Raw genomic sequence first — 21,190 nt, 5'->3', positions numbered from 1 at the left:
ACGGCACATGCCCACGGACGGCGAACTCCCGGACCCCGGAGAGGACTTCCTGGACGAGTTCCTCAGCGAGGAGGAAGAGGCGGTCCTCGACGAACGGGACCGGATCGACTCCCGCCCGGGGGACGATCCGGCCCCGCCGCCCGGGCTGAGCCGCTTCCTGGTCGAGCCCGACGGTCCGGCGGAGGAGTACGCGGCGCGACTGCGCGCCGTGCTGGGCGCCGCCCTGGACCGCTCGGTTCTGGAGGGCCGGATCGACTCCCAGGTCGTCCCGCGCCCGGTCCCGGCCTGGTTCACCGCCGTCTGCGCGGGGGGCGGGCCGGTGCCGGACTTCGCGCGCGCCGGCGCCTCGCACTACACCGGGGCCGGCCACGGCAACGGCTGGTCCCTGGACAACTGGCTCTGGCGCTTCGAACTCGACTGCCCCTTCCGCACCTGGTCCTGGTGGGACGTCACCCACGCCGCCCCCGGCACCCTCTCCCTCTGGCTCGACGCCCACGGCGAGGACACCTTCGCCGCCGACGACCTCCGCTGGGCCGCGTACACCGCCGGCGCCCGCACCGTCACCGGCCCCACCCACCACCGCCTCGCGGCCTGGCGGGCCGAACCCTCGGCGGGGGTAGCGGTCTGACGGGGTGTCGGAGGGGGTGGATAGCGTGGCGGCATGAGTTCTTCGCTGAGTGTGTACCTGCTCGACATCGACGCCACCCGCGCGCTGGTCGGTTCCGGCGACGAGGGGTTGGTGGAGGCCGTGCGGGGCGGCTTCGGGCGGGAGTTGGCGGCGGACGACGAGTGGTTCTCGTCGGAGATCGCGGACGGCGCGCCGACGGCCCTGGAGGCCTTGCGGGCGGTGGTGAACGGGGGGCCGTTCACCGGGCCCGGGCAGTACGCGTTCCAGTACGGCTACGCGTACAAGCGGCTCTGCTCGCTGACCGGGAGCTTCCTCGACAACTCCTCGTTCTCCCCGTTCCGGGGCTCCTGGCTGGAGATGGTCGACGAGGGCCTGCGGGCGCTGCGGATCACGGCGGTCTCGGTGGCCGAACTCGGCTACTACGACGGGCTGCCGAAGCCGATCCCGCACTACGAGCTGCCGCGCTGCGGCGAGTGGACGCACGAGGAGTGCCTGGCGGCGCTGGAGCAGTTCGAGCAGACCAAGCGGGACGGCCACGCCCCGCCGCTGGAGCCGGAGGTGGTCGAGGCGGTCATGGACGTGATCGGCTGGCTGCGCGGTGCGCAGGCCCGGCCCGGCTTCGGGGTGGTGGGCTTCGTCTCCTGACGTCCGGGTTCCGTAACAGCGGGCGGTCGCTCACGGAGCACGGGCACGACGGCTCCTAGGGTGCCGGTCATGGGACTTTCTGATGCTGATGTCGCTGCCGCGAGCGCTGCCTGGGTGTGGCGGCCGGAGAACGCCGAGGTCATCGGGACGGACGAGTACCGGATGGTGCGCCTGCCCGACTACTACGACTTCGACCTCTCGGTGGTGTCGTTCACGCCGTACGGACCGCTGGGGGAGGCGGTCGACCGGGTCGTCGGGCGGGCGCGGGAGTGCGGGGTGCCGGTGCTGGACTGGCAGGTGCTGATCGGCCACCCCGCGGGCCTGGCGGAGGAGTTGGCGGCCCGGGGCGGGCGGGTGAAGCTGGACCTGGAGGTCCTGGCGGCGGACCTGGGCCAGGGTGCGCCCCAGCTCCGGGAGCCGGAGGCCGAGGTCGAGCTGCGGTGGGCGACCGACGTGGACACCTCGCGGGACGGGGCCGCGGTGGCGGTGACCGGATTCGGCGGCGAGCTGCCGCCGGAGGACCGGATCGTAGCCGCCGCGGAGCGGAACGGACGGACGGTCGCGGCGGGGGAGGGCGGCACCCTGGTCGCGTACGTCGACGGCGAGGCCGCCGGGACGGCCGGGCTCGAACTGGTCGACGGGGTGGCCCGGCTGACGGGCGGTGTGGTGGCGCCGGCCCGGCAGCGCAGGGGCGTGTACCGGGCACTGCTGGCCGCCCGGCTCGCGTACGCGGCGGAGCACGGGGCGCGGATGGTGCTGGTGAAGGCCAACCCGGCCAGCTCGGGGCCGATCCTGCGGCGGGCGGGCTTCACGGGGTACGGCCAGGAGCCGGTGTACGCCGTGCCGTTGGCGTAGCGGGGCCGTGGCCCGGCCGACGGCCGGAGCCCGACACCCGGGTCGTGCACGGGTGTCGGGCTCCGGCCGCTTTCAGTACCGGTGGGCGTACTCGGTGGCCGGGCGGGCCGTGGTCTCCTCCGTCACCGCCGGTGCCGTGCGGCGCAGGGGCCACCAGAGGGAGCGGCCGAGGAGGGCGGCGAGGGCGGGGACGAGGGCGAGGGAGAGGACGAAGGCGGAGAGCAGGATGCCGAGGGTCAGGGCGAAGGCGACCTGGGCGCTGCCCGGGGTGGTGGCCAGGGAGGCGAAGGAGCCGGCCAGGACCAGCCCGGCGGTGGCGATCGCGGGGGTGGTGTGGCGGACGGCCCGGGCCACCGCGGCGCGGGCGGGGCCGGGCCGGTGCATCTCCTCGCGGATGCGGTCGGTGATGAGGATGTTGTAGTCGGTGCCGAGGGCCACCACGAAGAGGAAGAGGACGAGCGGGAGCGTGAAGGAGACGCCCGGTTCGCCGAGGCCGTGCTGGAAGAGCAGGGTGGAGGCGCCGAGGGTGGCGGCGAAGCCGAGGCCGACCGCGAGCATCAGGACGACCGGGGCGAGCAGGCTGCGCAGCAGGAGGAGCAGGATCAGGCCGATCAGCGCGGCCGCGACCGGGAAGACCAGCCGGAGGTCGCGGTCGACCGCGTCGGACACGTCGGCGAAGACGGCCGCCGTACCGCCCACGTGGGCCTCGGTGCCCGCCGGGGTGTGGGCCGAGACGGTGGCGCGGACCGGGCCGGAGGCCAGCTCGCGGGCGCGGGCGCTCTGCGCGTCGACGGTCAGGTAGAGGTCGATCCGGGCGGCCCGGCCGTCGGGGGAGAGCACCGGCCGGGCGACCTGGCCGACGCCCTCCGTACCGGACAGGGCCTTTGACAGACCGTCGAGGCCCGCGGGGGCCAGGGCCGAGCCGGTGACGTAGACGCTGGTGGGGTCGGAGACGCCGGCCGGCAGGGCGCGGGCGATCTCGGCGGCGGTGGCGGCGGCCGGGGTGGTGGAGGTGGCGCCGCCCTGGCCGTAGTCCATCCGGATGCCGGCCACACCGGCGGCCAGTGCGGTGAGCAGGGCGATCGAGCCGAGCAGCACCGCCAGCGGGCGGCGGGCCACCAGCAGGCCGAAGCGCTCCGCGGTGGAGCCCGGGGCGGGGTCGCGGCGCAGGGCGCGCGAGGGCCAGAACAGCTTCCGCCCGCAGGCGGCCAGCATCGCCGGCATCAGGGTGAGGCTGCCCAGCAGCATCACCAGGACCGCGACGGCGATCGCCGGGCCGAGCGAGCGGAACTGCCCGAAGCTCGCCACGCCGAGCGTGGCGAAGGCGGCGACGATGGTGAGCGCGGCGGAGGTGATGGCGGTGCCGACCCGGCCGGAGACCTCGGCGGCGGCCTCCCGGGCGGGCCGGTCGGGGCGGGCGCGCAGCTGCTCGCGGAAGCGGAAGAGCAGGAAGAGCAGGTAGTCCACGCCGATCCCGAGCAGCACCACCGAGATCAGGCCGGGCGTGCTCGCGTCCAGTCGAAGCCCCGTCAGGATGGCCATGCCGGCCACCGCCCCGGTGGCCACACCACCGATGAAGGAGACCGCGAGCAGCGGCAGCACGGCGGCCAGCACGCTGCGGAAGACCAGCACGTTGAGCAGCACGATCAGGCCGACCACCAGGGCGCCGCCGACCACGGTGGCGGTCCGGTTGGCCTCGGTGGTGTCGGAGGTCTCGGCCAGCGCGCCGGTGTAGCCGCTGCGCAGGCCGTCGGCGGCGAAGCGGGCGGTGGCGTGGTCGCGGAAGGCGCGGAAGACCTTCTGCACGCCCTCGTCGGCCTGGCTGCCCGTCAGCTCCACGGTGAGCAGGTCGAAGGAGCCGTCGGGTGCCCGGACGGCCGGGGCGACCCGGGGGGTCTGCGAGCGGTCCGGGACCAGCAGGGCGGGCTCGTCCTTCTCGCGCGGCATCTCCACCCGGTGCGCGGCCAGCTCCGCCGCGCGCGCCGTGACCCGCTCGTGGTCGGCGGCGGTCAGCGGCTTGCCGTCGGCCCGGGCGACCAGGACGGTGACCGTGGTGGCGTCCGGCCGCAGCCCGAAGTGCTCCTCGGCGATCCGCAGCGCCGCGGCCGAGTCGTAGCTCCGGGGCAGGAAGTCCCCGGTGCTGGACTGGGTGACGCGGGAGAGCAGCATCGGGCTGAGCAGGGTGAGGCCGATGCCCAGGACGACCCAGAAGGCGATCACCCGCCAGGGGTTCCTGGTCGAGTACCCGGTCAGTGCGCGGATCACGTGTTCCTCCGGCGGACCGCCTGGCGCGGCCCGTTTCGTGTGCTGGTGCCGGGGGTTCCCGGTCTGCTCACAGCTCATCAGCCGGGAGGGGCCCCGGGCGTCGTGGCGGCGGACGATCCGTGACGGGGCCTCAGCTCCCCGGGGCGGGGCGCACCCGGGACCGTGGTCCTGGTCCGGCGGCCCGGTGATCGGCCGCGGGGACCATGCCCGCCGCTCCGGAGCCCTGACAGAATGAGGGCATCGGCGCAGATCAGCGCGGTGTGGTGGATCGAGTGGTTGTCGTGGAAGGACGGACATGAGCGTGCGGGCACACCCCGGGCCGCACCCCGGGAGCGCGGCGGAGGGCGAAGCGGCGCCGTGGTCGCACACCGACGCCCTGGTGACCGCCGGGGCGTGCGCGATCAACGTGCTCGCCTACGTGTTCCTCTCGGACCCGGGCTCCCAACGGGTCAGCGTGCCCGGCCTGCTGCTGGTCGCCCTCTCCGCCCTGCCGCTGCTCGCCCGCCGCAGCCACCCGCTGGCGGTGCTCGTCGCCGTCGTGCTGCTGGACGTGGCGGCCGCCCTGCTGCTGCGGCTGCCCAGCCACTTCGGCCCGGCCCTGGTGGTCAGCGTCTACACCGTCGCCCGGGCCTGCCCGCCTCGGGTGACGGCCGTCGCGGCCGTGGCGACGGCCGGGCTGCTCTGCTGGAGCCAGACCCACGGCCGCAGCCTCGCCTGGCCGGAGGCCGTCAGCCCGGTGATCTCCGTCCTGCTGGTGGTCGTCGGCGCTCTGGCCGTCAACCGCTGGCAGCGCGAGGTGGCGGCCAACCGGCAACTGCTCGCCGACCGCGCGGTGGCCGACGAACGCCGGCGCATCGCCCGGGAGCTGCACGACATCGTGGCCCACCACATCACCACCATGCAGCTGATGGCCGGCGGCGCCCGCGCCAACCTCGCCAACCCCGAGGTGGCCCGCGACGCCCTCGTCACCCTGGAGTCCTCCGGACGCCTCGCGCTGCGCGAGATGCGTCAGCTGCTCAACGTGCTGCGCACCGGTGACGAACCGGACGACGCCCCGTCAGCACCCCAGCCCGGGGTGGAGGACCTCGACCGGCTGGTGGCCGAGTCCGACCGGGCCGGGCTGCCGACCGTGCTCACGGTCGAGGGCGCGCGCCGCCCGCTGCCGCCGACCGTCGGCCTGACGGTGTACCGGATCGTCCAGGAGGCGCTGACCAACGCCCGCAAGCACGCGGGGCCGGCCCGTGCCGAGGTGCGGCTGACGTACCGTCCGGAGTCGATGGGCGTGGAGGTCCGCGACGACGGCGAGGGCTCGGTGCCGGGGGCGGCGGTACCGGGCGGTCACGGCCTGGTCGGGATGCGGGAGCGGGTCGCCCTGCACGGCGGCACCCTGACGGCCGGTCCGCTCCCCGAGGGCGGCTTCGCCGTCCTCGCCGACCTACCGCTGAGCCCGGCCGAGACCGCCGAGGCCGCCGTCCAGAATGGGCAGGAGAACCGATGACCGAGGAGCGGGCGATCAGGGTCCTGATCGCCGACGACCAGCCGCTGGTGCGCCGCGGACTCTCGCTGATCCTCTCGCCCGACCCCTCCTTCGAGGTGGTCGGCGAGGCCGAGGACGGCGAGCAGGCCGTCGCCCGGGCGCGGGAGCTGCGCCCCGACGTGGTGGTGATGGACATCCGGATGCCCGTGCTGGACGGCGTCGGCGCCACCGAGCGGCTGGCCGCGGAGCTGCCCGGGGCGCGGGTGCTGGCGCTCAGCACCTTCGACATGGACGAGTACGTGGTGGCCGCGCTGCGCGCCGGCGCGTACGGCTTCCTGCCCAAGGACGTCTCCCCGGAGGACCTGGCCGCCGCGATCCGGACCGTCCACGCCGGCGAGGCGGTGGTGGCCCCCCGGCTGCTCACCCGGCTGATCTCCAGTCACGTCCGGGCCACGCCCGCCGCCGCGGTGGCGGTGGCCCCGGCCGAGGGCGGTGCGGCCGGGGAGCTGACGCCCCGTGAGGTGGAGGTCTGGCGCCTGATCGCCGGGGGGCTGGACAACGCCGCCATCGCGCAGGCGCTGGAGATCAGCCCGTCCACCGTGAAGAACTACATCACCAGCATCTTCGGCAAGCTGGACGTCCGGGACCGCGCCCAGGCGGTGATCGCGGCGTACGAGTCGGGCCTGGTCACCGCCCGGACGGGCGGCGGAGGTTAATCGAAGGCGGAGGGGCCGGGCACCCGGATATCGTCGCGGGGCCGCGTACCAGCGGACCCCTGCCCACGAGGAGCCCCGGCGTTGTCTTCGGTCCCCGACCAGCAGTCCAGCCCCGCCACCGAGACGGCCACCCGGGAGTACCCGCCCGCGCCCGGGAAGGACCGCGGGGCCACCGCCTCCCTGGTGGCCGGCGCCCTCGGCTTCACCGGGATCGGGGTGGTGGCGGGCATCGTGCTCGGGGTGCTCGCGCTGCGCAGGATCGGCAACAACCCCTGGCTGGGCCGGAGCCGGGCGATCCTGGGGCTCTGCCTGTCCGGCTTCTGGATCCTGGTGCTGTCGCTGGTCGTGCCGCCGGTGCTGGGCATCGCGCAGGGCAACGGCAAGGTGCTCGTCGGAGAGCTGACCACGGGTCAGTGCGTGGTGGAGCTCGGGATGGACGGGCCGGTCCCCCGGACCGTCACCGTGGTGCCCTGCGACCGGCCGCACCGGACCGAGGTCACCGGGCCGGCGAACCTGCCGACCGCCGGCGGGTACCCCGAGGACGCGGTGGTCCGGCGGAACTGCCTCGCCGTCCACCACGACTACGTGCTCGACCAGGCGGCGCTGCCCGAGGGCGTCGAGGCGGGGTACGTCGGCCCGGTCGACGGCAAGCGGGCACTCTGCCTGGTCCAGTCCCCGGAGCTCCGGACCGGTTCGGTCCGCCAGGATCCGGCCTCCTTCTCGGCCGAGCAGAACGCCTACTTCGCCGCCTCCCGCAGCGTCGAACAGGCCCTGGTGCTGGCGCCGGAGAAGCGGGCCGACGAGGCGCCGGAGCAGTACCGCGCCTGGGCCCAGCAGCTGGTCACCGCCACCGACAGCACGCTGCTGGTGCTCGACCGGACGGACTGGAGCGCCCCGCTGCGGCCCGCCGTCGCCAAGTACCGCGGCGAGGTCGAGCAGCTGGCCCGGTGGGCCGCGATCCAGCGGGCCGACCCGCGGACCGAGGCGGCCAGGGCAGCCGCCGGAGGGCCGGCCGGCCCCGGCTTCGGGGGCGCCGGCCGCGAGCTGCGCACCGCCCTCGGGCTGAAGGGCTGAGGCGCGCTCCCGCCAACGGCCCCCGGGCCCGGCGTTCCTGACGGAGTGCCACCCGGGCAGGGTGCCGGGGCGGGGGATCGTCCGAGCTCGCGGGGGCGTGCGCCGGGTGATTGGTCCAGACCTATTGACGTGCCCTTTCCGGCGCTCCTACGATCCGGACCGGCACATCCCCACATGTCCCCCCACCTCACCCATGCCCGGGCGTCGCGCCCCCACGCGTCGACAGTTCCACGACGCCCGGCGGGAAGGGAGCACACCATGTTCCGTCGGAGGTCCCGTACTCCGCGTCCGTCGGGCGGCCCCGGCCTCGGGGCGGAGCGCGCGCCGCAGCCCACCCGGACCAGCCACGCCCGCCCCGCGCCGAACCTCGCCCGGCGCACCCTCGCGGGCGTCAGCGCCGCCGCGGTGGTCGGCGCCGGCCTCGTGGTGGCCGGCTCGGTCACCGCCGGGGCGGCGGCCCCCAACCTGGTGGCCAACCCCGGCTTCGAGAGCGGACTCTCCGGCTGGACCTGTACGGCCGGCTCCGGCGCGGCGGTCACCAGCCCGGTGCACGGCGGCAGTTCGGCGCTCAAGGCGGTGCCGAGCGGCCAGGACAGCGGGCAGTGCAGCCAGACCATCAGCGTGCAGCCCAACTCCCAGTACTCGCTGAGCGCCTGGGTCCAGGGCAGCTACGTCTACCTCGGCGCCACCGGCACCGGCCTGACCGGCACCACCTCCACCTGGACCCCGGGCAACGCCTCCTACGGCCAGCTCGCCGTCAACTTCGGCACCGGCGCGAGCACCACCTCGGTGACCATCTGGGTGCACGGCTGGTACGGCCAACCCGCCTACTACGCCGACGACTTCACCCTGACCGGCCCCGGCGGCTCCAGCCCCTCGCCGTCCACCAGCCCGTCCCCGTCGACCAGTCCGTCGACCAGTGCCTCGCCCTCGACGAGCCCGTCGACTTCGCCGTCCACCAGCCCGTCCACCTCGCCGTCGACCTCGCCGTCGACCAGCCCCTCGCCGAGCGGCACCGGTGACACCTGCCCGACCAAGCCCAAGCCGTCCGGCAAGGTGCTGCAGGGCTACTGGGAGAACTGGGACGGCGCCTCCAACGGCGTTCACCCGGGCATGGGTTGGGTGCCGATCACGGACAGCCGGATCGCCGCGCACGGCTACAACGTCATCAACGCCGCCTTCCCGGTGATCCTCTCCGACGGCACCGTCCTGTGGCAGGACGGCATGGACGCGGGCGTCAAGGTCTCCACCCCCGCCGAGATGTGCCAGGCCAAGGCGGCCGGCGCGACGCTCTTGATGTCGATCGGCGGCGCCGCCGCCGGCATCGACCTGAGCTCCAGCACGGTGGCCGACAAGTTCGTGGCCACGGTGGTGCCGATCCTGAAGAAGTACAACTTCGACGGCATCGACATCGACATCGAGACCGGCCTGTCCGGCAGCGGCAGCATCACCTCGCTCTCGGCCTCGCAGTCCAACCTGATCCGCATCATCGACGGCGTGCTCGCCCAGATGCCGGCCGGCTTCGGCCTGACCATGGCCCCGGAGACCGCGTACGTCACCGGCGGCAGCGTCACCTACGGCTCGATCTGGGGCTCGTACCTGCCGATCATCAAGAAGTACGTCGACAACGGCCGCCTGTGGTGGCTCAACATGCAGTACTACAACGGCAGCATGTACGGCTGCGCCGGTGACTCCTACCAGGCCGGCACGGTCGAGGGCTTCACCAAGCAGACCCAGTGCCTGAACAACGGCCTGACCATCCAGGGCACCACCATCAAGGTCCCCTACGACAAGCAGGTCCCCGGCCTCCCGGCCCAGCCCGGCGCCGGTGGCGGCTACATGGCCCCCAGCCTGGTCAGCCAGGCCTACGGCTCCTTCAGCGGCCAGCTCAAGGGCCTGATGACCTGGTCGATCAACTGGGACGGCTCCAAGGGCTGGTCCTTCGGCGACAACGTCAAGGCCCTGCAAGGTCGTTGACCGGACCTGACCTCCCCTGATCGGACCCCCTGCGCCCCGGTGCACCGGCCCCAACCGGTGACCGGGGCGCAGGGCTGTCCGGGTTCAGCCGGAGCGGCGGATCTCCTCGGTGGCCTCGCGGAAGGCGGGGGCGGCGTGGCTGAAGTAGTCGAACAGGACGGCGCGTTGCTCGGGGGTGTAGCGGTCGAGGACCCGGGCGAGGTGGTGGCGGGTGGGGGTGACGGCCTCGGCGATGCGGGGGAGGGCCTCGGGGACGGGTTCGACCACCACCTTGCGGCGGTCCGCCGCGTCGGGCGCGCGGCGGACGAAGCCGGCCCGTTCGAGGCGGTCGATCAGGCGGGTGGTGGCGCCGGTGGTGAGGCCGGTGAGGGTGGAGAGCTCCCCGGAGGTGAGGCCGCCTGCGAGGGCGAGCCGGCTGAAGGCGTACCACTCCGAGGGCTGGAGGCCGACCGCGGCGGCGGCGGCCATCGCGTTGAGCCCCACCGCGTCCAGGTAGGCGCGGAAGGTCTCGTGTTCGTCGCCCGGTGCGGGCTGGGCGGTTGCCATGGCGAGGTACTCCCCTTACATTTATCTGCATGCGCGCAGATATTGCATCTGTGCAGCCATCTCAGCCTATCCCGGAAGGGGCCGTCATGACCACGCACAGCACCGACCGCCAGCCCGTCACCGAGGTCCTCGCCCGGCTGGTCGACGCCTGGGCCCGCCACGACGCCGAGGCCTACGGCGCCGAGTTCACCGAGGACGCCGACTACGTCACCTACGTGGGCACCCACTACCGGGGCCGCCGCGACATCGTGGAGAGCCACCGCGTCCTGTTCGCCGGCTTCCTCAAGGGGACCCGGCTGGCCGACGAACTCGTGGACGTCCGCTTCCCCGCCCCCGGCCTCGCCGTGGTCACCTCGCGGGGCGACACGTACAAGGGCGCCACCCCGAAGGGGAAGCTGACGAAGGTTCAGACCTACACCCTGGTACGCGGCGAGGACGACCGCTGGCGGGTGGCCGCCTTCCAGAACACCAAGCGCAGGCCCCTGATGGAGGCGGTCTCCTTCCGCTTCGCCCCGGGCCTGGTGCCGGCCACCCGCTAGGGTGCTGTCCCATGATCGAGTTCACTGCGGAGACCTGGCCCGATCCCCCGCTGGCCGGCACCGAGGCGGCGGCCGTCCTGGGTGCGCTGGAGCGGCAGCGGGCGACGCTGGCCTGGAAGACCTCGGGCCTGGACGCGGCCGGTCTGCGGGCCACCCTCGGCGCCTCCACCGTCACCCTGGGCGGGCTGCTCAAGCACCTGGCGCACATCGAGGACAGCCACTTCGCCCGCCTCTGGCTCGGCGAACCCGCCGGTGCACCCTGGGAGGCCGTCGACTGGGAGGCGACCCCCGACTGGGACTACCGCTCCGCCGCCGAGGACACTCCCGAGCAGCTGTACGCGCTCTGGCAGGAGGCGACCGCCCGCTCCCGGGCCGTCGTCGACGCGGCCCTCGCCGGGGGCGGCCTGGAGCAGCTGGGTGCCTTCACCGCCCGCAACGGCGAGCGCCCCAACCTCCGCCGCATCCTCCTGGACCTCGTCGAGGAGTACGCCCGCCACGTCGGCCACGCCGACCTGATCCGCGAGTCGGTCGACGGCCTCACCGGGGAGGACCCCTCGTTCTGAAGCGGGCTCCTTCCAACGGCCGCGGCGCGTGGCGGGCCGACGGCTCGTGACCGAGACTCGACTCGCGTTCACCGCCCACGAGCCGGAGGCCGTCCCATGCCGCGTTTCACCACCAGCGACGAGGTCTCGCTGCACTACTACGACGAGGGCGAGGGCCGCCCGGTCGTCCTGGTCTCGGGCTACGGGCAGCCGGCCGACGACTGGGCCCTGCAGTGGGGGGCGCTGCGCGGGGCCGGGTACCGGGTGGTGTCGCTGGACCGGCGCTGGGCGGGGAGTTCGGACCGGCCGCCGTACGGGCTGCGGATGTCGCGCGGGGGCGAGGACGTGCGGGAGCTGCTGGTCCACCTGGGGCTGGAGGGGGTGGTGCTGGTGGGCCAGTCGATGGGGGCCAGCCACGCCTGGGCGTACGCGAGCCTGTTCGGCTGCGAGCGGCTCGCCGGGATCGTGACGATCGACCAGAGCCCGAAGATGATCAATGACCCGAGCTGGGGCAACGGCTTCTACGGGCTGACCCTGGAGAACCTCGGCACCTTCTTCTTCGACCCCGCGAACGTGCTGGGCACCGGGCACGGCCGGGCCTGGCAGAGCGAGGAGGAGCTGGACGCGAAGATCCGCGCGGCCGGGGGCAAGGGCGCCCGGCGGGACATCACCCCGGACACCTTCCCGCTGATGTTCGACCACGCCTGCCAGGACTGGCGGGACGTGGTCGCCCGGATCACCGTCCCGGCCCTGATCGTGGCCGGGGAGCAGAGCCAGTTCTGGCCCGCCGAGCACGCCGCCGCCACGGCCGCGCTCAGCCCGCTCGCGCGGTCCGCCGTGGTCCCGGGCGCCGGGCATCCGGCCCACGTGGACGAGCCGGAGGCGGTCAACGCCCTGCTGGTGGAGTTCGCCGGTTCGCTGGGCTGAGGGCGGGCAGGCAGCCGTCGGGGCCGTATCGGACGTCCGGTACGGCCCCGACGGTGCGTCAGATCCGGCGCAGCGCGCCCTCGGTGCGCAGGTCGGCGAGGGTCGGGTAGCCGTCGACGGCCATGATCAGGTCGGCCTCGGCGAGCAGCGAGCGCAGCACGTGGACGATGCCGTCGGTGCCTCCCAGGGCCAGGCCGTAGGCGTAGGGGCGGCCGACGCCGACGGCGGTGGCGCCCAGGGCGAGGGCCTTGACCACGTCGGCGCCGGAGCGGACGCCGGAGTCGAAGAGGACCGGCAGCCCGCCGGCGGCCTCGACCACGCCCGGCAGGGCGTCCAGGGCGGGCAGGCCGCCGTTGGCCTGGCGGCCGCCGTGGTTGGAGCAGTAGACGCCGTCCACGCCGCCGTCGCGGGCGCGGCGGACGTCCTCGGGGTGCTGGAGGCCCTTGAGCACGATCGGCAGGTCGGTGAGCGAGCGCAGCCAGGGCAGGTCGTCCCAGGTGAGCGGGTTGCCGAAGACGCCGACCCACTCCAGGATCGCGGCGCCCGGGTCCTCCTCGGGGGCCTTGGCCAGGCGGGCCCGGAAGACCGGGTCGCCGGTGTAGTTGGCCAGGCAGTGGCCGCGCAGCTGGGGGAAGTTGGAGGTGGCCAGGTCGCGGGGGCGCCAGCCGGTGGTCCAGGTGTCGAGGGTGACCACGATGCCGCGGTAGCCGGCCGCCTCGGCGCGGTGCACCAGGCTCTCGGCCAGCGCGCGGTCGGTGGGGGTGTAGAGCTGGAAGAAGCCGGGGGTGTCGCCGAACTCGGCGGCCACGTCCTCCAGCGGATCCACCGTCAGGGTCGACGCCACCATCGGGACCCCGGTGCGGGCGGCCGCCCGGGCCGTGGCCAGGTCGCCGTGGCCGTCCTGCGCGCACAGCCCGATCACCCCGACCGGCGCCATGAAGAGCGGCGAGGGCAGCCGCAGCCCGAAGAGCTCGACCGACAGGTCCCGCTCCACCGCGCCGACCATCATCCTCGGCACCAGGCCCCAGCGCCCGAAGGCCTCGACGTTGGCCCGCTGGGTGGACTCGTCGCCCGCCCCGCCCGCCACGTAGGAGAGCACCGAGGGCGGCAGGGCGCCGGCGGCCCGCTCCTCCAGGCCGTCGAAGGTCATCGGCATGGTCGGCAGCACGCCGCCCAGTCCGTTGAAGTAGATCTCGTTCTGGTAGTCACCGAAGCGCGTGGTCATCTCTGTCTGCTCTCCCTGATGGACGATCAGTTGGCGTACTGCTGCTGGAACTGCTCGATCACCCCGGCGGAGACCTGGGTGGCGAGGTTACCCCGGGTCAGGTCGAACAGGTGGCTGGACCACGGGAGTTCGACGGTGCGGTGCCCGACCCCGGCACCGGCCAGAGCCTGCCCGAGCAGTCGCGACTGGGAGACCGGGATCAGCCGGTCGTCCTTGCCGTGGACGCTGAGCGTGGGCGGCAGGCCGGGGCGGACGTGGTGGAGCGGCGAGGAGGCGTACCAGCGCTCCGGCTGCTGCTCCTTCGTCCCGCCGACGTACTCGCGGGTCGCCTGGCGGATCAGGCCGGGGGCGGTGGAGTTGGCCACCGCGTCGTCGAAGTCGGTGGTGCCGTAGAAGCTGAGCACGGTGCGGACCGAGGTGTCCCGGTGCGGCTCGGTCGGCGGGAACATCGGGTCGCCCTCGGTGTACGCGGCCATCAGCGCGAGGTGGCCGCCGGCCGACTCGCCGAACAGGCTGATCCGGGCCGGGTCGACCCCGAGCGTCGCCGCGTTGTCCCGCACCCAGCCGACGGCGGCCTTCACGTCGCCGACGCCGCTGCGCCAGTCGGCGTGCGGGAGCAGCCGGTAGTCGATGGTGAAGACCTGGTAGCCGCGCGCGGTGAACCAGGTGCCCCAGGGGTAGCCGTCCGTGCGGTCGCCGATCTTCCAGCCGCCGCCGTGCACGTAGACCACGGCCGGGCGGGGGCCGGAGCCCTGGTGGGCGGGCAGCGCGTCGAGCTGGAGCCCGGTGCCGTCGACGGTGGCGTAGGTGTGGGTCCGGGCGTCCGCCGGTCGGTCCTTGCCGAGCGAGAGGCCGTGGCCGAGGTAGGAGCCCAGGGAGGTGCCGACGCCCTCGGCGGCCGCGGTGCGCGACATCGCGAGGGCCGGGACGGCCGTCATGACCAGCATCAGCGCGGCGCTCACGGCCGCGATCCAGGTGGCGGCCCGCGCCCGGCGCCGCCGGGCCAGGAGGGCCAGCACGGCGGCCGCCACCAGGGCGACCAGCGTGAGGAGTTGGGCCCCGTCGAGGCCGAGGGTGGCCAGTGCGGTCACCGTGCTGGGCACCGGCACCGTCATCAGGACGGTGAACAGCACCGCCAGCAGGCCGAGCAGGGTCGCGAACGTGGTGATCAGCCAGGGCCTGCGGGCCCGGCCGGTCTCGCGCCGCTCGGATCGTACGAGGTGGCGGTTCATCGCCGTGGAACTCCGTTCACCCCGCCGTCGGTACCTGCGCACTGCCGTGAAGTCCCGGACGGTCCTGCGGGGGCTCGGCCGTCCGGGCACTTCCCACCGTGCCAGCCGGGCGGCCCGGAACCGATGGAGCAGCGGACAGCAGGCGGCCGCCGAAAACTGTCGAGCCCGACAAGGGCCACCCCCGGTGCACCCGGTGGAACGGCTGATCCACGCCCCGGACGGGGTCGGGGGCCTTCAGCGGCTGTCGTCGGCCACAGTCCCCCCGGGCCCGCGGCGCCCGGCCGCCTCCAGGTGTCGCAGGGCCCACCAGACCGTCAGCGCGTCCTCCGTGTGCACCGGGTCGAGGCCGGTGGCGGCGGTGAAGCCGCGCAGGCGGTAGCGCAGGGTGTTGGCGTGCACGAAGAGCCCGGCCGCCGCCGTTTCGGCGTTGCCGTCCGCCCGGAGGTAGGCGTCCAGCGTCGCCGCGAGGGTGGACCGGCGCGCGCCCTCGACGTGGCCGAAGCAGCGCTCGACCAGCTGCCCGCCGACCTCGGGCTGCGCCAGGACCGCACGGTGCAGCGGGAGTTCACCGTCGGAGACCAGGCGGCGCAGACCGAACGCGAGGGCCAGCTCGCTCGCCCGGCGGGCCTCGACCAGGGACTCGTGCAGCCGCGCCAGCGGGCGGGCCGGGCCGAGGCTGGCCGGCACCTCGACCGACCCGCGCGGCCGGGCCGCGGTCAGGCCGACCACCCGCTGGGCGCCCGGCTCCGCCAGGTGCACCACCAGGTGGTCGCGCAGCGCCCGCTCCACGGTCCGGACGTCCTCGCCGGCACCGGGCACGGCGTAGCAGACCCGGTACTCCGCGCGCGGGGAGAGGCCGAGCGCCCCGGCCGCGGTCGGCAGCCAGTCCGCCGACAGCTCGCCGAGCAGCAGCTGCCGCAGCAGCAGCGTCCGCCGCTCCTGGTCGGCCCGGACCTGCTCGGCCTCGTGGCTGCGGTGGCCGCGCACCACGGCCAGTGAGACCAGGTCGCAGCAGGCCCAGAAGTCGCCGGCCAGCTCCAGCGCCAGCGCGGGGTCGTCGTGGCCGCGGAGGATCTCGTACAGCGCGTCGAAGGCCCGACGGGCCGTCAGGCGGAAGGCCTCCAGGAAGGGTTCGAGGCCGATGCCCTGCTCGGCCCGCAGTGCCCCGAACCGCTCGCACCGCCGTACGTCCTCGGCGCTCGGCTGGTCACCGGTGCGGAGCGAGGCGAGCGCCGGTTCCAGGATGGCCAGCAGCTCCCGCCCGAGGCCCTGCTCGTCCCGCCCTGCGTAGCCCGGTGCCTCCCGCACCAGGGCGGCGGCCGCCTCGGCGGTCACCCGCTCCACCGGGAAGCGGTCCAGCAGCCGCCACCGCTCGCCGTCTCCGTCCATGGTGACCATCCTCGCCCGCCCGCACCCCACCGCGCGTGGCCGCCCCGCCGCGAGAGCCCGAACGGCCGAGACGGGGAGGCGGACGGGCCGTCAGCCGACCAGGCGGCGGCGCCAGTCGAGCGGGGTGACGGTGAGGGCGCACTCCCGGGTGCCGTCCCAGTCGGTGCGGAGGCCGACCCCCTGGAGGGCGGCCACCACCTCGTGGCCGACGTCGAGGGTGGTCGCGCCCGAGCCCTCGAAGGCGCCGTAGTGCAGCGTCAGACCGTGTCCGGCGGCGGCGTGCTCGGTGCTCTGGGCGTGGAAGTAGACGAAGCCGCGCGCTTCGGCGGGGGCCACGCCGCCGATCTCGGCATGGCCGCAGCTGCCGCAGCAGGCGAAGTTCTCGCGGGCGGTGATGCCGCTGCGCTCCAGGGCGGCGAAGGCCCGGGCCAGCCGCTCCGGGTCGGTCTCGCCCTGCCAGGCGGACTGCTCCCCGACGCGCTCCAGCCAGAGCCGCCTGGCCAGGGCCTTGGCCTGCGCGGGGGAGACGGGACGGCGTTCGGCGGTGATCAGGTGGTCCTCGGCGAGCTCGGCGAGCCGGTCCAGGTCGGTGTAGCCGGCGGCCAGTTCGAGCCGGAGCCGGTCCTCCAGGACGGTGCGGTCCGCCTCGCTCAGGTCGAGCGGCGGCGCCTCGGGGGCGGGCGCGAACTCCAGCCGCTCCCACGTCCGGCCCGCGTCCCAGCCGGTCTCCTGCCGGGCCCAGCCGGTCAGGGCGGCGGCCACCGCCTCCGCGGTGTCGAACAGCGCCCCGAAGTGCCGCGCCGGCGTGCCGTCGCGGTGCTCCACCGCGTAGACGTCACCCGTCCGGTGCCAGACCTGGGCGAAGACGTCGGGCAGGTCCGGTGCCCGTTGCAGCACCAGGAAGTTGTCCTCGTCCGCGCCGATCCGCGCCACCAGCGCGGCCAGCTCCTCGGCGGTCGGCCGGACCAGCCGCGCCCCGCCCTCGGTCCGTACCGTGATCTCCAGCATGGGCAGACTCTGGCACGCCGCACTGACGCCCGGTCAGCCGGCCCCGATCCCGTGGCTGGCGGTCGCGGTGTGCAGGATCAGCAGCAGGGCCGCCGAGGCGTTGAGGCAGGACATCGCCGAGACCGTGGTGCCGGCGGCCGCGACCAGGGCGGCGAGGCCGGCCGGGCTGGCGGCCGGCGGCCAGTGGCGCACGAGCGGGCCGGGGGCCAGCAGTGCGGCGACCCGGCGCGGGACGGGGCCGGGGGCGGCGAAGTGGGCGAGGGCGGTGGGGGCCTGCGGCCGGGGGAGGGCGAGCGAGGCGCGGCCGACGGCGCGGGCGACCAGGCGGCGGTCGCCGACGGCCTCGGCGGCCTCCTCGTCGGCCCAGCGTTCGGCGGCGAAGACCACGGCGTCGCGCAGCGGGGCCAGGAAGGGGTTCACGGCGGCGGCGAGCCGGACGGTGAGCAGGTGGCGGTGGTGACCGCCCGTCAGGTGGGCCCGCTCGTGGGCGTACAGGGCGCGCCGCTCGTCCTGGTCGAGGTGGTCGAGCATCGCGGTGGAGACCACGATCCGCCCCCGCCCTCGGCGGCCGGGGACGGCGTAGGCGTACGGGGCCCCGTCGTCCAGCACGGCCAGCTCGGCGTCGTCGGTGAGCGGCGCCAGTGCCCAGCGGGCCCGGAGGCGGCCGCGCAGGTGGCGGCCGAGGGTGACGGCGGCGGTCACCAGGACCACGGCGAGGGCGACGATCGAGCCGGTGCCGACCGCCTCGTCCCAGGGAACGGCGGCCCGGACCTCCGGGTCGGCCCAGGCGTCCGGGAGCGGGTTGCCGGGGATCTGGGCGGTGCCGACCACACCGAGCAGGCCGAGGCAGAGGGTGGAGCAGAGGGCCAGCACGCCGCTGATCCAGCTGAGCAGCCGGGTGGTGGTGCGCGGGTGCAGGTGCTGTTCGGCGAGCCGCGCGATCGGCAGCGCGGTCAGCGGCAGGATCAGGGGGAGGAAGACGAAGACGCCCACGGTGTGCTCAACTCCCGTTCGAGGGAGGGGAGTCGGAGGCGAGGAGGGCGCGGATCAGCTGCTCGTCGTCGGCCGAGAGGGCGGTGACGAAGCTGGCCAGCACCGCCTGCCGGTCGCTCTCGGCGTCCAGCATCCGCCGCATCCGCAGGGCGGCCAGTCCGGCCCCGTCGGCGGCGGGAGTGAAGAGGTAGGCGCGGCCGTCGCGGACCCGGGTGACGGCCTTCTTCTCGTGCAGCCGGGTCAGGATGGTGATCACGGTGGAGTAGGCGAGCTCGCCGTCGAAGTGCTCCTGCACCCACGCGGCGGAGGCGGGCCGGCCGGCGCGGTGCAGTACGTGCAGGATCTGCGACTCCAGCTCGCCCTGCGCGCGCCGGCGCGGACGGCCGTCGTGGCCGCCGTGGTCCCGGGCGTGGCCGGGCTCGGGCTCGGTGTCTCGCACCATCGGTCCTCCTCGGGCACGTCGCGGCGGTGTCGGCCGTTCATCGTAGCGAGACCGCGAACTGCGGCCTCCCCGCAGGGGATCTTACGGTCTCTTTACTTCTACATTGCTGTAGATTTAAAACACCGTCAGCTCCGCCGGCGGCACCACGACTCGAAGGAGACCGTTCATGGGCGTCAGCCTCAGCAAGGGTGGAAACGTCTCGCTCACCAAGGAGGCGCCCGGCCTGACCGCCGTCGTCATCGGCCTGGGCTGGGACGTGCGCTCGACCACCGGCACCGAATTCGACCTGGACGCCAGCGCCCTGCTGCTCGGCGAGGACGGCAAGGTCCGCTCCACCGGCGACTTCGTCTTCTTCAACAACCTCAAGAGCGGCGACGGCTCCGTCGAGCACACCGGTGACAACCGCACCGGCGAGGGCGACGGCGACGACGAGCAGCTGAAGGTCAACCTGGCCGCAGTCCCGGCCGACGTGCAGCGCATCACCTTCCCCGTCTCGATCTACGACGGCTCCGGCCGCGGCCAGAACTTCGGCCAGGTCCGCAACGCCTTCATCCGGGTGGTCAACCAGGCCGGCGGCACCGAGATCGCCCGCTACGACCTCTCCGAGGACGCCTCCACCGAGACCGCCATGGTCTTCGGCGAGCTGTACCGCAACGGCGCGGAGTGGAAGTTCCGCGCCATCGGGCAGGGTTACGCCTCGGGTCTGGCGGGAATTGCCCAGGACTTCGGCGTCGCACTCTGACCGCGCGCCGCAGCCGGCGAGAAGGGGCAGTAGCAGCATGAGCATCAACCTGAGGAAGGGCCAGGGCATCAGCCTGGCCAAGGCCGACGGCGGCGCGCTGAGCGTGGTCCGGATGGGCCTCGGCTGGCGGGCCGCCGCGCCCAAGGGCTTCTTCGCCAAGCTCACCGCCCGCCCGATCGACCTGGACGCCTCCGCCGTGCTCTACAACAAGGGCGGCGGGCTGGTCGAGGTGGTCTACTTCCAGCAGCTCATCAGCCGCGACGGCTCCGTCCGGCACAGCGGTGACAACCTGGTCGGCGGCAGCGGCGCGGGCGGCGACGACGAGACCATCGTGGTCGACCTGGCCCGGGTGCCCGCCGCGGTCGAGCAGATCGTCTTCACGGTGAACTCCTTCACCGGGCAGACCTTCGAGCAGGTGCAGGACGCCTTCTGCCGTCTGGTGGACGAGTCCACCGGCACGGAGCTGGCCCGCTACACCCTCACCGGCGGCGGACCGCACACGGCCCAGATCATGGCCAAGGTCCGTCGCGAGGGCGCCGGTTGGACGTTCTCCGCGATCGGCGAACCCGCCCGCGGCCGCACCTTCCAGGACCTGATGCCGGCCATCGCCCCGCACCTCTAGCGCGTAGTGCCGGGCACGGCACCAGCTCCGCACCACCCCGTATTGGAGATTTCACCGATGGCCCTGTGGGACCGCCTCAAGCAGTCCGCCCAGACCATGCAGACCCAACTCGAGAGCAAGAAGAACGAGTTGAAGAGCGGAGGCTTCCGGGACGCCTCGATGGCGATGTGCGCCCTGGTCGCCGCCGCGGACGGTTCGGTCGACCCGTCCGAGCGGCAGCGGGTGGCGGCGCTGATCGCCACCAACCCGGTGCTGCAGAACTTCGAGGCCGCGGACCTGCACCGCCGCTTCGACGACTACCTGACCACCGTCACCGCCGACTTCGAGCTCGGCAAGGTGACGCTGCTCCAGGTGATCGGCAAGGTCGCCAAGAAGCCCGTCGAGGCCCGCGCCGTCATCCAGATCGGCATCGTCATCGGCGGCGCCGACGGCGACTTCGACAAGACCGAGCAGGCGGTCGTCCGCGAGGCCTGCTTCGCGCTGGCCATCTCCCCGGAGGAATTCGACCTCTGACCTCGCACGGCCCCGAAGGGCGGCACCGGATCCTCCGGTGCCGCCCTTCGCCGCTCCCTTGTCCGCCGACCGACGCACCGTCACCATGGGCTGCGTGGAAGCCGATCCGGTGCGGGGCGCGACGGCCCTCGTCCTGCTGTTCGCGCTGCCCGCCGCCCTGGCGGGCGCGGCGCGCGCCACCGTCCTGGTGCGCGAGCGCGGTGAGGAACTGCTGACGGCCGGGGCGGTGGTGCTCGTCCTGGTGCTGCTCCTGGCCCTGCTGGCCGGAGTGTCCGCGTTCTGCCGTCCGGTGGGGCGTGCGGCACTGGTCCTGCTGGTGCTCGGTACGCTGCTGGCCCTGCTGGGCGCCGCGTTCGGACTGGTCGGTGCCACGGGTGAGGCGGACCAGCGGGCCCTGCACGACCGGGGCGTCGTCGCGACCGGCGTCGTCCGGGCTCACTCGCAGGTCGGTGGCGACGCCGGGGGCCTGCAGCCGCAGCCGGTCTTCTCCAGTGACGTCCTCCTGTCCGACGGCTCGACGCTCTCCGTGGAGACCGCGCGCTCCGCCCGACCTGCCGTGGGCGCGGAGGTGGGCGTCACCTACGACCCGCTGGGCCGCGTGCCGGCCCGCTTCGGCCCTCGCCCCGGCCCCGTGGACGGGACTGTCACCGGCATCGCCGAAGCCCTGGCCCTCGCGGGCGCCTTCGCCCTCTCCGCCGCGCTGCTGGCGCCCCGTCGGCGGGACCGAGCGGCGTGACGGCGGATCGCCCAGGCGACGAGCCCGCCGCAGGCGAGGGCCCGAGTCCGTGACGTCTGCTCGCCTCGACGAGTGCGCCGCAGGCGGGGCCGCGCAG

The 21,190-nt window shown here is 74.4% G+C and carries 21 protein-coding genes and 2 pseudogenes; 15 read left to right on the top strand and 8 right to left on the bottom strand.

Translation table 11 applies throughout. The features are described 5' to 3' along the window. The first annotated feature begins 7 nt into the window (after positions 1-7). The 3 genes from ACWEPF_RS15075 to ACWEPF_RS15065 all read left to right on the top strand — a co-directional run bounded on the left by ACWEPF_RS15075 (position 8) and on the right by ACWEPF_RS15065 (position 2,128). Entirely contained in the window at positions 8-628 is a 621-nt protein-coding gene (locus tag ACWEPF_RS15075; protein ID WP_452172852.1) for a hypothetical protein, read from the top strand. Positions 629-661: 33 nt separating this feature from the next. Continuing rightward, the gene (locus tag ACWEPF_RS15070; RefSeq protein WP_452172851.1) at positions 662-1,273 is read left to right on the top strand and encodes a DUF7691 family protein; all 612 of its coding nucleotides are present in this window, start codon (positions 662-664) and stop codon (positions 1,271-1,273) included. 69 nt (positions 1,274-1,342) lie between these two features. Then, positions 1,343-2,128 carry a GNAT family N-acetyltransferase gene (locus ACWEPF_RS15065; protein WP_452172850.1) on the top strand — a complete coding sequence of 262 codons (786 nt, stop codon included), beginning with the start codon at positions 1,343-1,345 and terminating at the stop codon, positions 2,126-2,128. A 72-nt stretch (positions 2,129-2,200) separates the two neighbouring features. On the opposite strand, the gene ACWEPF_RS15060 is transcribed toward ACWEPF_RS15065, so the two are convergent. Next, entirely contained in the window at positions 2,201-4,393 is a 2,193-nt protein-coding gene (locus ACWEPF_RS15060) for an MMPL family transporter (RefSeq protein ID WP_452172849.1), read from the bottom strand. A gap of 295 nt (positions 4,394-4,688) precedes the next feature. Between ACWEPF_RS15060 and ACWEPF_RS15055 the strand changes: the two genes are divergently transcribed. From ACWEPF_RS15055 to ACWEPF_RS15035, 5 genes and pseudogenes are all read left to right on the top strand, one after another. After that, positions 4,689-5,891, top strand: coding sequence for a sensor histidine kinase (locus ACWEPF_RS15055; RefSeq protein ID WP_452172848.1), 1,203 nt, complete (start codon positions 4,689-4,691; stop codon positions 5,889-5,891). Beyond that, positions 5,888-6,586, top strand: coding sequence for a response regulator (locus ACWEPF_RS15050; protein ID WP_452172847.1), 699 nt, complete (start codon positions 5,888-5,890; stop codon positions 6,584-6,586). Before ACWEPF_RS15055 ends, ACWEPF_RS15050 begins: the two co-directional genes overlap by 4 nt. An 81-nt stretch (positions 6,587-6,667) precedes the next feature. Further along, complete coding sequence (locus ACWEPF_RS15045) at positions 6,668-7,660, top strand: DUF4190 domain-containing protein (RefSeq protein WP_452172846.1); 993 nt, start codon at positions 6,668-6,670, stop codon at positions 7,658-7,660. A 174-nt stretch (positions 7,661-7,834) separates the two neighbouring features. Further along, positions 7,835-8,458 (top strand): annotated as a pseudogene (locus ACWEPF_RS15040) (carbohydrate binding domain-containing protein); the annotation flags it as partial. Between the two features lie 216 nt (positions 8,459-8,674). Beyond that, positions 8,675-9,637 (top strand): annotated as a pseudogene (locus ACWEPF_RS15035) (chitinase); the annotation flags it as partial. Positions 9,638-9,721: 84 nt separating this feature from the next. Here ACWEPF_RS15035 and ACWEPF_RS15030 read toward each other — a convergent pair. Beyond that, entirely contained in the window at positions 9,722-10,183 is a 462-nt protein-coding gene (locus tag ACWEPF_RS15030) for a MarR family winged helix-turn-helix transcriptional regulator (protein ID WP_452172845.1), read from the bottom strand. An 86-nt stretch (positions 10,184-10,269) separates the two neighbouring features. Here ACWEPF_RS15030 and ACWEPF_RS15025 point away from each other — a divergent pair, with 86 nt between their 5' ends. The 3 genes from ACWEPF_RS15025 to ACWEPF_RS15015 all read left to right on the top strand — a co-directional run bounded on the left by ACWEPF_RS15025 (position 10,270) and on the right by ACWEPF_RS15015 (position 12,191). Next, positions 10,270-10,722 (top strand): SgcJ/EcaC family oxidoreductase, encoded by a 453-nt coding sequence (locus tag ACWEPF_RS15025; RefSeq protein WP_452172844.1) that lies wholly within the window; start codon positions 10,270-10,272, stop codon positions 10,720-10,722. Positions 10,723-10,733: 11 nt separating this feature from the next. Then, complete coding sequence (locus ACWEPF_RS15020) at positions 10,734-11,285, top strand: mycothiol transferase (RefSeq protein ID WP_452172843.1); 552 nt, start codon at positions 10,734-10,736, stop codon at positions 11,283-11,285. 96 nt (positions 11,286-11,381) lie between these two features. After that, positions 11,382-12,191, top strand: a complete 810-nt coding sequence (locus ACWEPF_RS15015; RefSeq protein WP_452172842.1) for an alpha/beta fold hydrolase — start codon at positions 11,382-11,384, stop codon at positions 12,189-12,191. Positions 12,192-12,249: 58 nt separating this feature from the next. On the opposite strand, the gene ACWEPF_RS15010 is transcribed toward ACWEPF_RS15015, so the two are convergent. The 6 genes from ACWEPF_RS15010 to ACWEPF_RS14985 all read right to left on the bottom strand — a co-directional run bounded on the left by ACWEPF_RS15010 (position 12,250) and on the right by ACWEPF_RS14985 (position 18,480). After that, positions 12,250-13,416 carry an alpha-hydroxy-acid oxidizing protein gene (locus tag ACWEPF_RS15010; RefSeq protein ID WP_452172841.1) on the bottom strand — a complete coding sequence of 389 codons (1,167 nt, stop codon included), beginning with the start codon at positions 13,414-13,416 and terminating at the stop codon, positions 12,250-12,252. 26 nt (positions 13,417-13,442) lie between these two features. Then, a complete protein-coding gene (locus tag ACWEPF_RS15005) occupies positions 13,443-14,648 on the bottom strand; it encodes an alpha/beta hydrolase fold domain-containing protein (RefSeq protein WP_452172840.1) in 1,206 nt (401 codons plus the stop codon). A 234-nt stretch (positions 14,649-14,882) separates the two neighbouring features. Then, on the bottom strand, positions 14,883-16,037 hold the full coding sequence (locus ACWEPF_RS15000) for a PucR family transcriptional regulator (protein WP_452172839.1): 1,155 nt from the start codon (positions 16,035-16,037) through the stop codon (positions 14,883-14,885). Positions 16,038-16,127: 90 nt separating this feature from the next. Then, positions 16,128-17,045: a DUF6891 domain-containing protein gene (locus ACWEPF_RS14995; RefSeq protein ID WP_452172838.1), complete on the bottom strand. Its 918-nt coding sequence runs from the start codon at positions 17,043-17,045 to the stop codon at positions 16,128-16,130. A 33-nt stretch (positions 17,046-17,078) separates the two neighbouring features. Further along, positions 17,079-18,038: a M56 family metallopeptidase gene (locus ACWEPF_RS14990; protein WP_452172837.1), complete on the bottom strand. Its 960-nt coding sequence runs from the start codon at positions 18,036-18,038 to the stop codon at positions 17,079-17,081. Between the two features lie 7 nt (positions 18,039-18,045). Further along, entirely contained in the window at positions 18,046-18,480 is a 435-nt protein-coding gene (locus ACWEPF_RS14985; RefSeq protein WP_449797506.1) for a BlaI/MecI/CopY family transcriptional regulator, read from the bottom strand. Positions 18,481-18,646: 166 nt separating this feature from the next. On the opposite strand from ACWEPF_RS14985, the gene ACWEPF_RS14980 reads away from it, so the two are divergent. From ACWEPF_RS14980 to ACWEPF_RS14965, 4 genes are all read left to right on the top strand, one after another. Continuing rightward, the gene (locus ACWEPF_RS14980; protein WP_452172836.1) at positions 18,647-19,222 is read left to right on the top strand and encodes a TerD family protein; all 576 of its coding nucleotides are present in this window, start codon (positions 18,647-18,649) and stop codon (positions 19,220-19,222) included. A gap of 37 nt (positions 19,223-19,259) precedes the next feature. Beyond that, the gene (locus ACWEPF_RS14975; RefSeq protein ID WP_452172835.1) at positions 19,260-19,844 is read left to right on the top strand and encodes a TerD family protein; all 585 of its coding nucleotides are present in this window, start codon (positions 19,260-19,262) and stop codon (positions 19,842-19,844) included. 57 nt (positions 19,845-19,901) lie between these two features. Next, complete coding sequence (locus ACWEPF_RS14970) at positions 19,902-20,357, top strand: tellurite resistance TerB family protein (protein ID WP_452172834.1); 456 nt, start codon at positions 19,902-19,904, stop codon at positions 20,355-20,357. Positions 20,358-20,451: 94 nt separating this feature from the next. Next, positions 20,452-21,093 (top strand): hypothetical protein, encoded by a 642-nt coding sequence (locus tag ACWEPF_RS14965; RefSeq protein WP_452172833.1) that lies wholly within the window; start codon positions 20,452-20,454, stop codon positions 21,091-21,093. Positions 21,094-21,190 lie beyond the last annotated feature (97 nt).

The organism is Kitasatospora sp. NPDC004289 (genome assembly GCF_053602875.1).
The sequence above is the reverse complement of the archived record's forward strand: the minus strand, read 5'-3'. Positions and strand labels throughout refer to the sequence as shown.

Bases quoted from the DNA above. Each gene is read 5' to 3' on its own strand.
- ACWEPF_RS15020 (WP_452172843.1), top strand. From the start codon at position 10,734: ATGATCGAGTTCACTGCGGAGACCTGGCCCGATCCCCCGCTGGCCGGC.
- ACWEPF_RS15000 (WP_452172839.1), bottom strand. From the start codon at position 16,037: ATGGACGGAGACGGCGAGCGGTGGCGGCTGCTGGACCGCTTCCCGGTG.
- ACWEPF_RS14985 (WP_449797506.1), bottom strand. From the start codon at position 18,480: ATGGTGCGAGACACCGAGCCCGAGCCCGGCCACGCCCGGGACCACGGC.
- ACWEPF_RS14975 (WP_452172835.1), top strand. From the start codon at position 19,260: ATGAGCATCAACCTGAGGAAGGGCCAGGGCATCAGCCTGGCCAAGGCC.
- ACWEPF_RS15075 (WP_452172852.1), top strand. From the start codon at position 8: ATGCCCACGGACGGCGAACTCCCGGACCCCGGAGAGGACTTCCTGGAC.
- ACWEPF_RS15025 (WP_452172844.1), top strand. From the start codon at position 10,270: ATGACCACGCACAGCACCGACCGCCAGCCCGTCACCGAGGTCCTCGCC.
- ACWEPF_RS15005 (WP_452172840.1), bottom strand. From the start codon at position 14,648: ATGAACCGCCACCTCGTACGATCCGAGCGGCGCGAGACCGGCCGGGCC.
- ACWEPF_RS14970 (WP_452172834.1), top strand. From the start codon at position 19,902: ATGGCCCTGTGGGACCGCCTCAAGCAGTCCGCCCAGACCATGCAGACC.
- ACWEPF_RS15050 (WP_452172847.1), top strand. From the start codon at position 5,888: ATGACCGAGGAGCGGGCGATCAGGGTCCTGATCGCCGACGACCAGCCG.
- ACWEPF_RS15070 (WP_452172851.1), top strand. From the start codon at position 662: ATGAGTTCTTCGCTGAGTGTGTACCTGCTCGACATCGACGCCACCCGC.
- ACWEPF_RS15010 (WP_452172841.1), bottom strand. From the start codon at position 13,416: ATGACCACGCGCTTCGGTGACTACCAGAACGAGATCTACTTCAACGGA.
- ACWEPF_RS15015 (WP_452172842.1), top strand. From the start codon at position 11,382: ATGCCGCGTTTCACCACCAGCGACGAGGTCTCGCTGCACTACTACGAC.
- ACWEPF_RS14980 (WP_452172836.1), top strand. From the start codon at position 18,647: ATGGGCGTCAGCCTCAGCAAGGGTGGAAACGTCTCGCTCACCAAGGAG.
- ACWEPF_RS15055 (WP_452172848.1), top strand. From the start codon at position 4,689: ATGAGCGTGCGGGCACACCCCGGGCCGCACCCCGGGAGCGCGGCGGAG.
- ACWEPF_RS15065 (WP_452172850.1), top strand. From the start codon at position 1,343: ATGGGACTTTCTGATGCTGATGTCGCTGCCGCGAGCGCTGCCTGGGTG.
- ACWEPF_RS15030 (WP_452172845.1), bottom strand. From the start codon at position 10,183: ATGGCAACCGCCCAGCCCGCACCGGGCGACGAACACGAGACCTTCCGC.
- ACWEPF_RS14995 (WP_452172838.1), bottom strand. From the start codon at position 17,045: ATGCTGGAGATCACGGTACGGACCGAGGGCGGGGCGCGGCTGGTCCGG.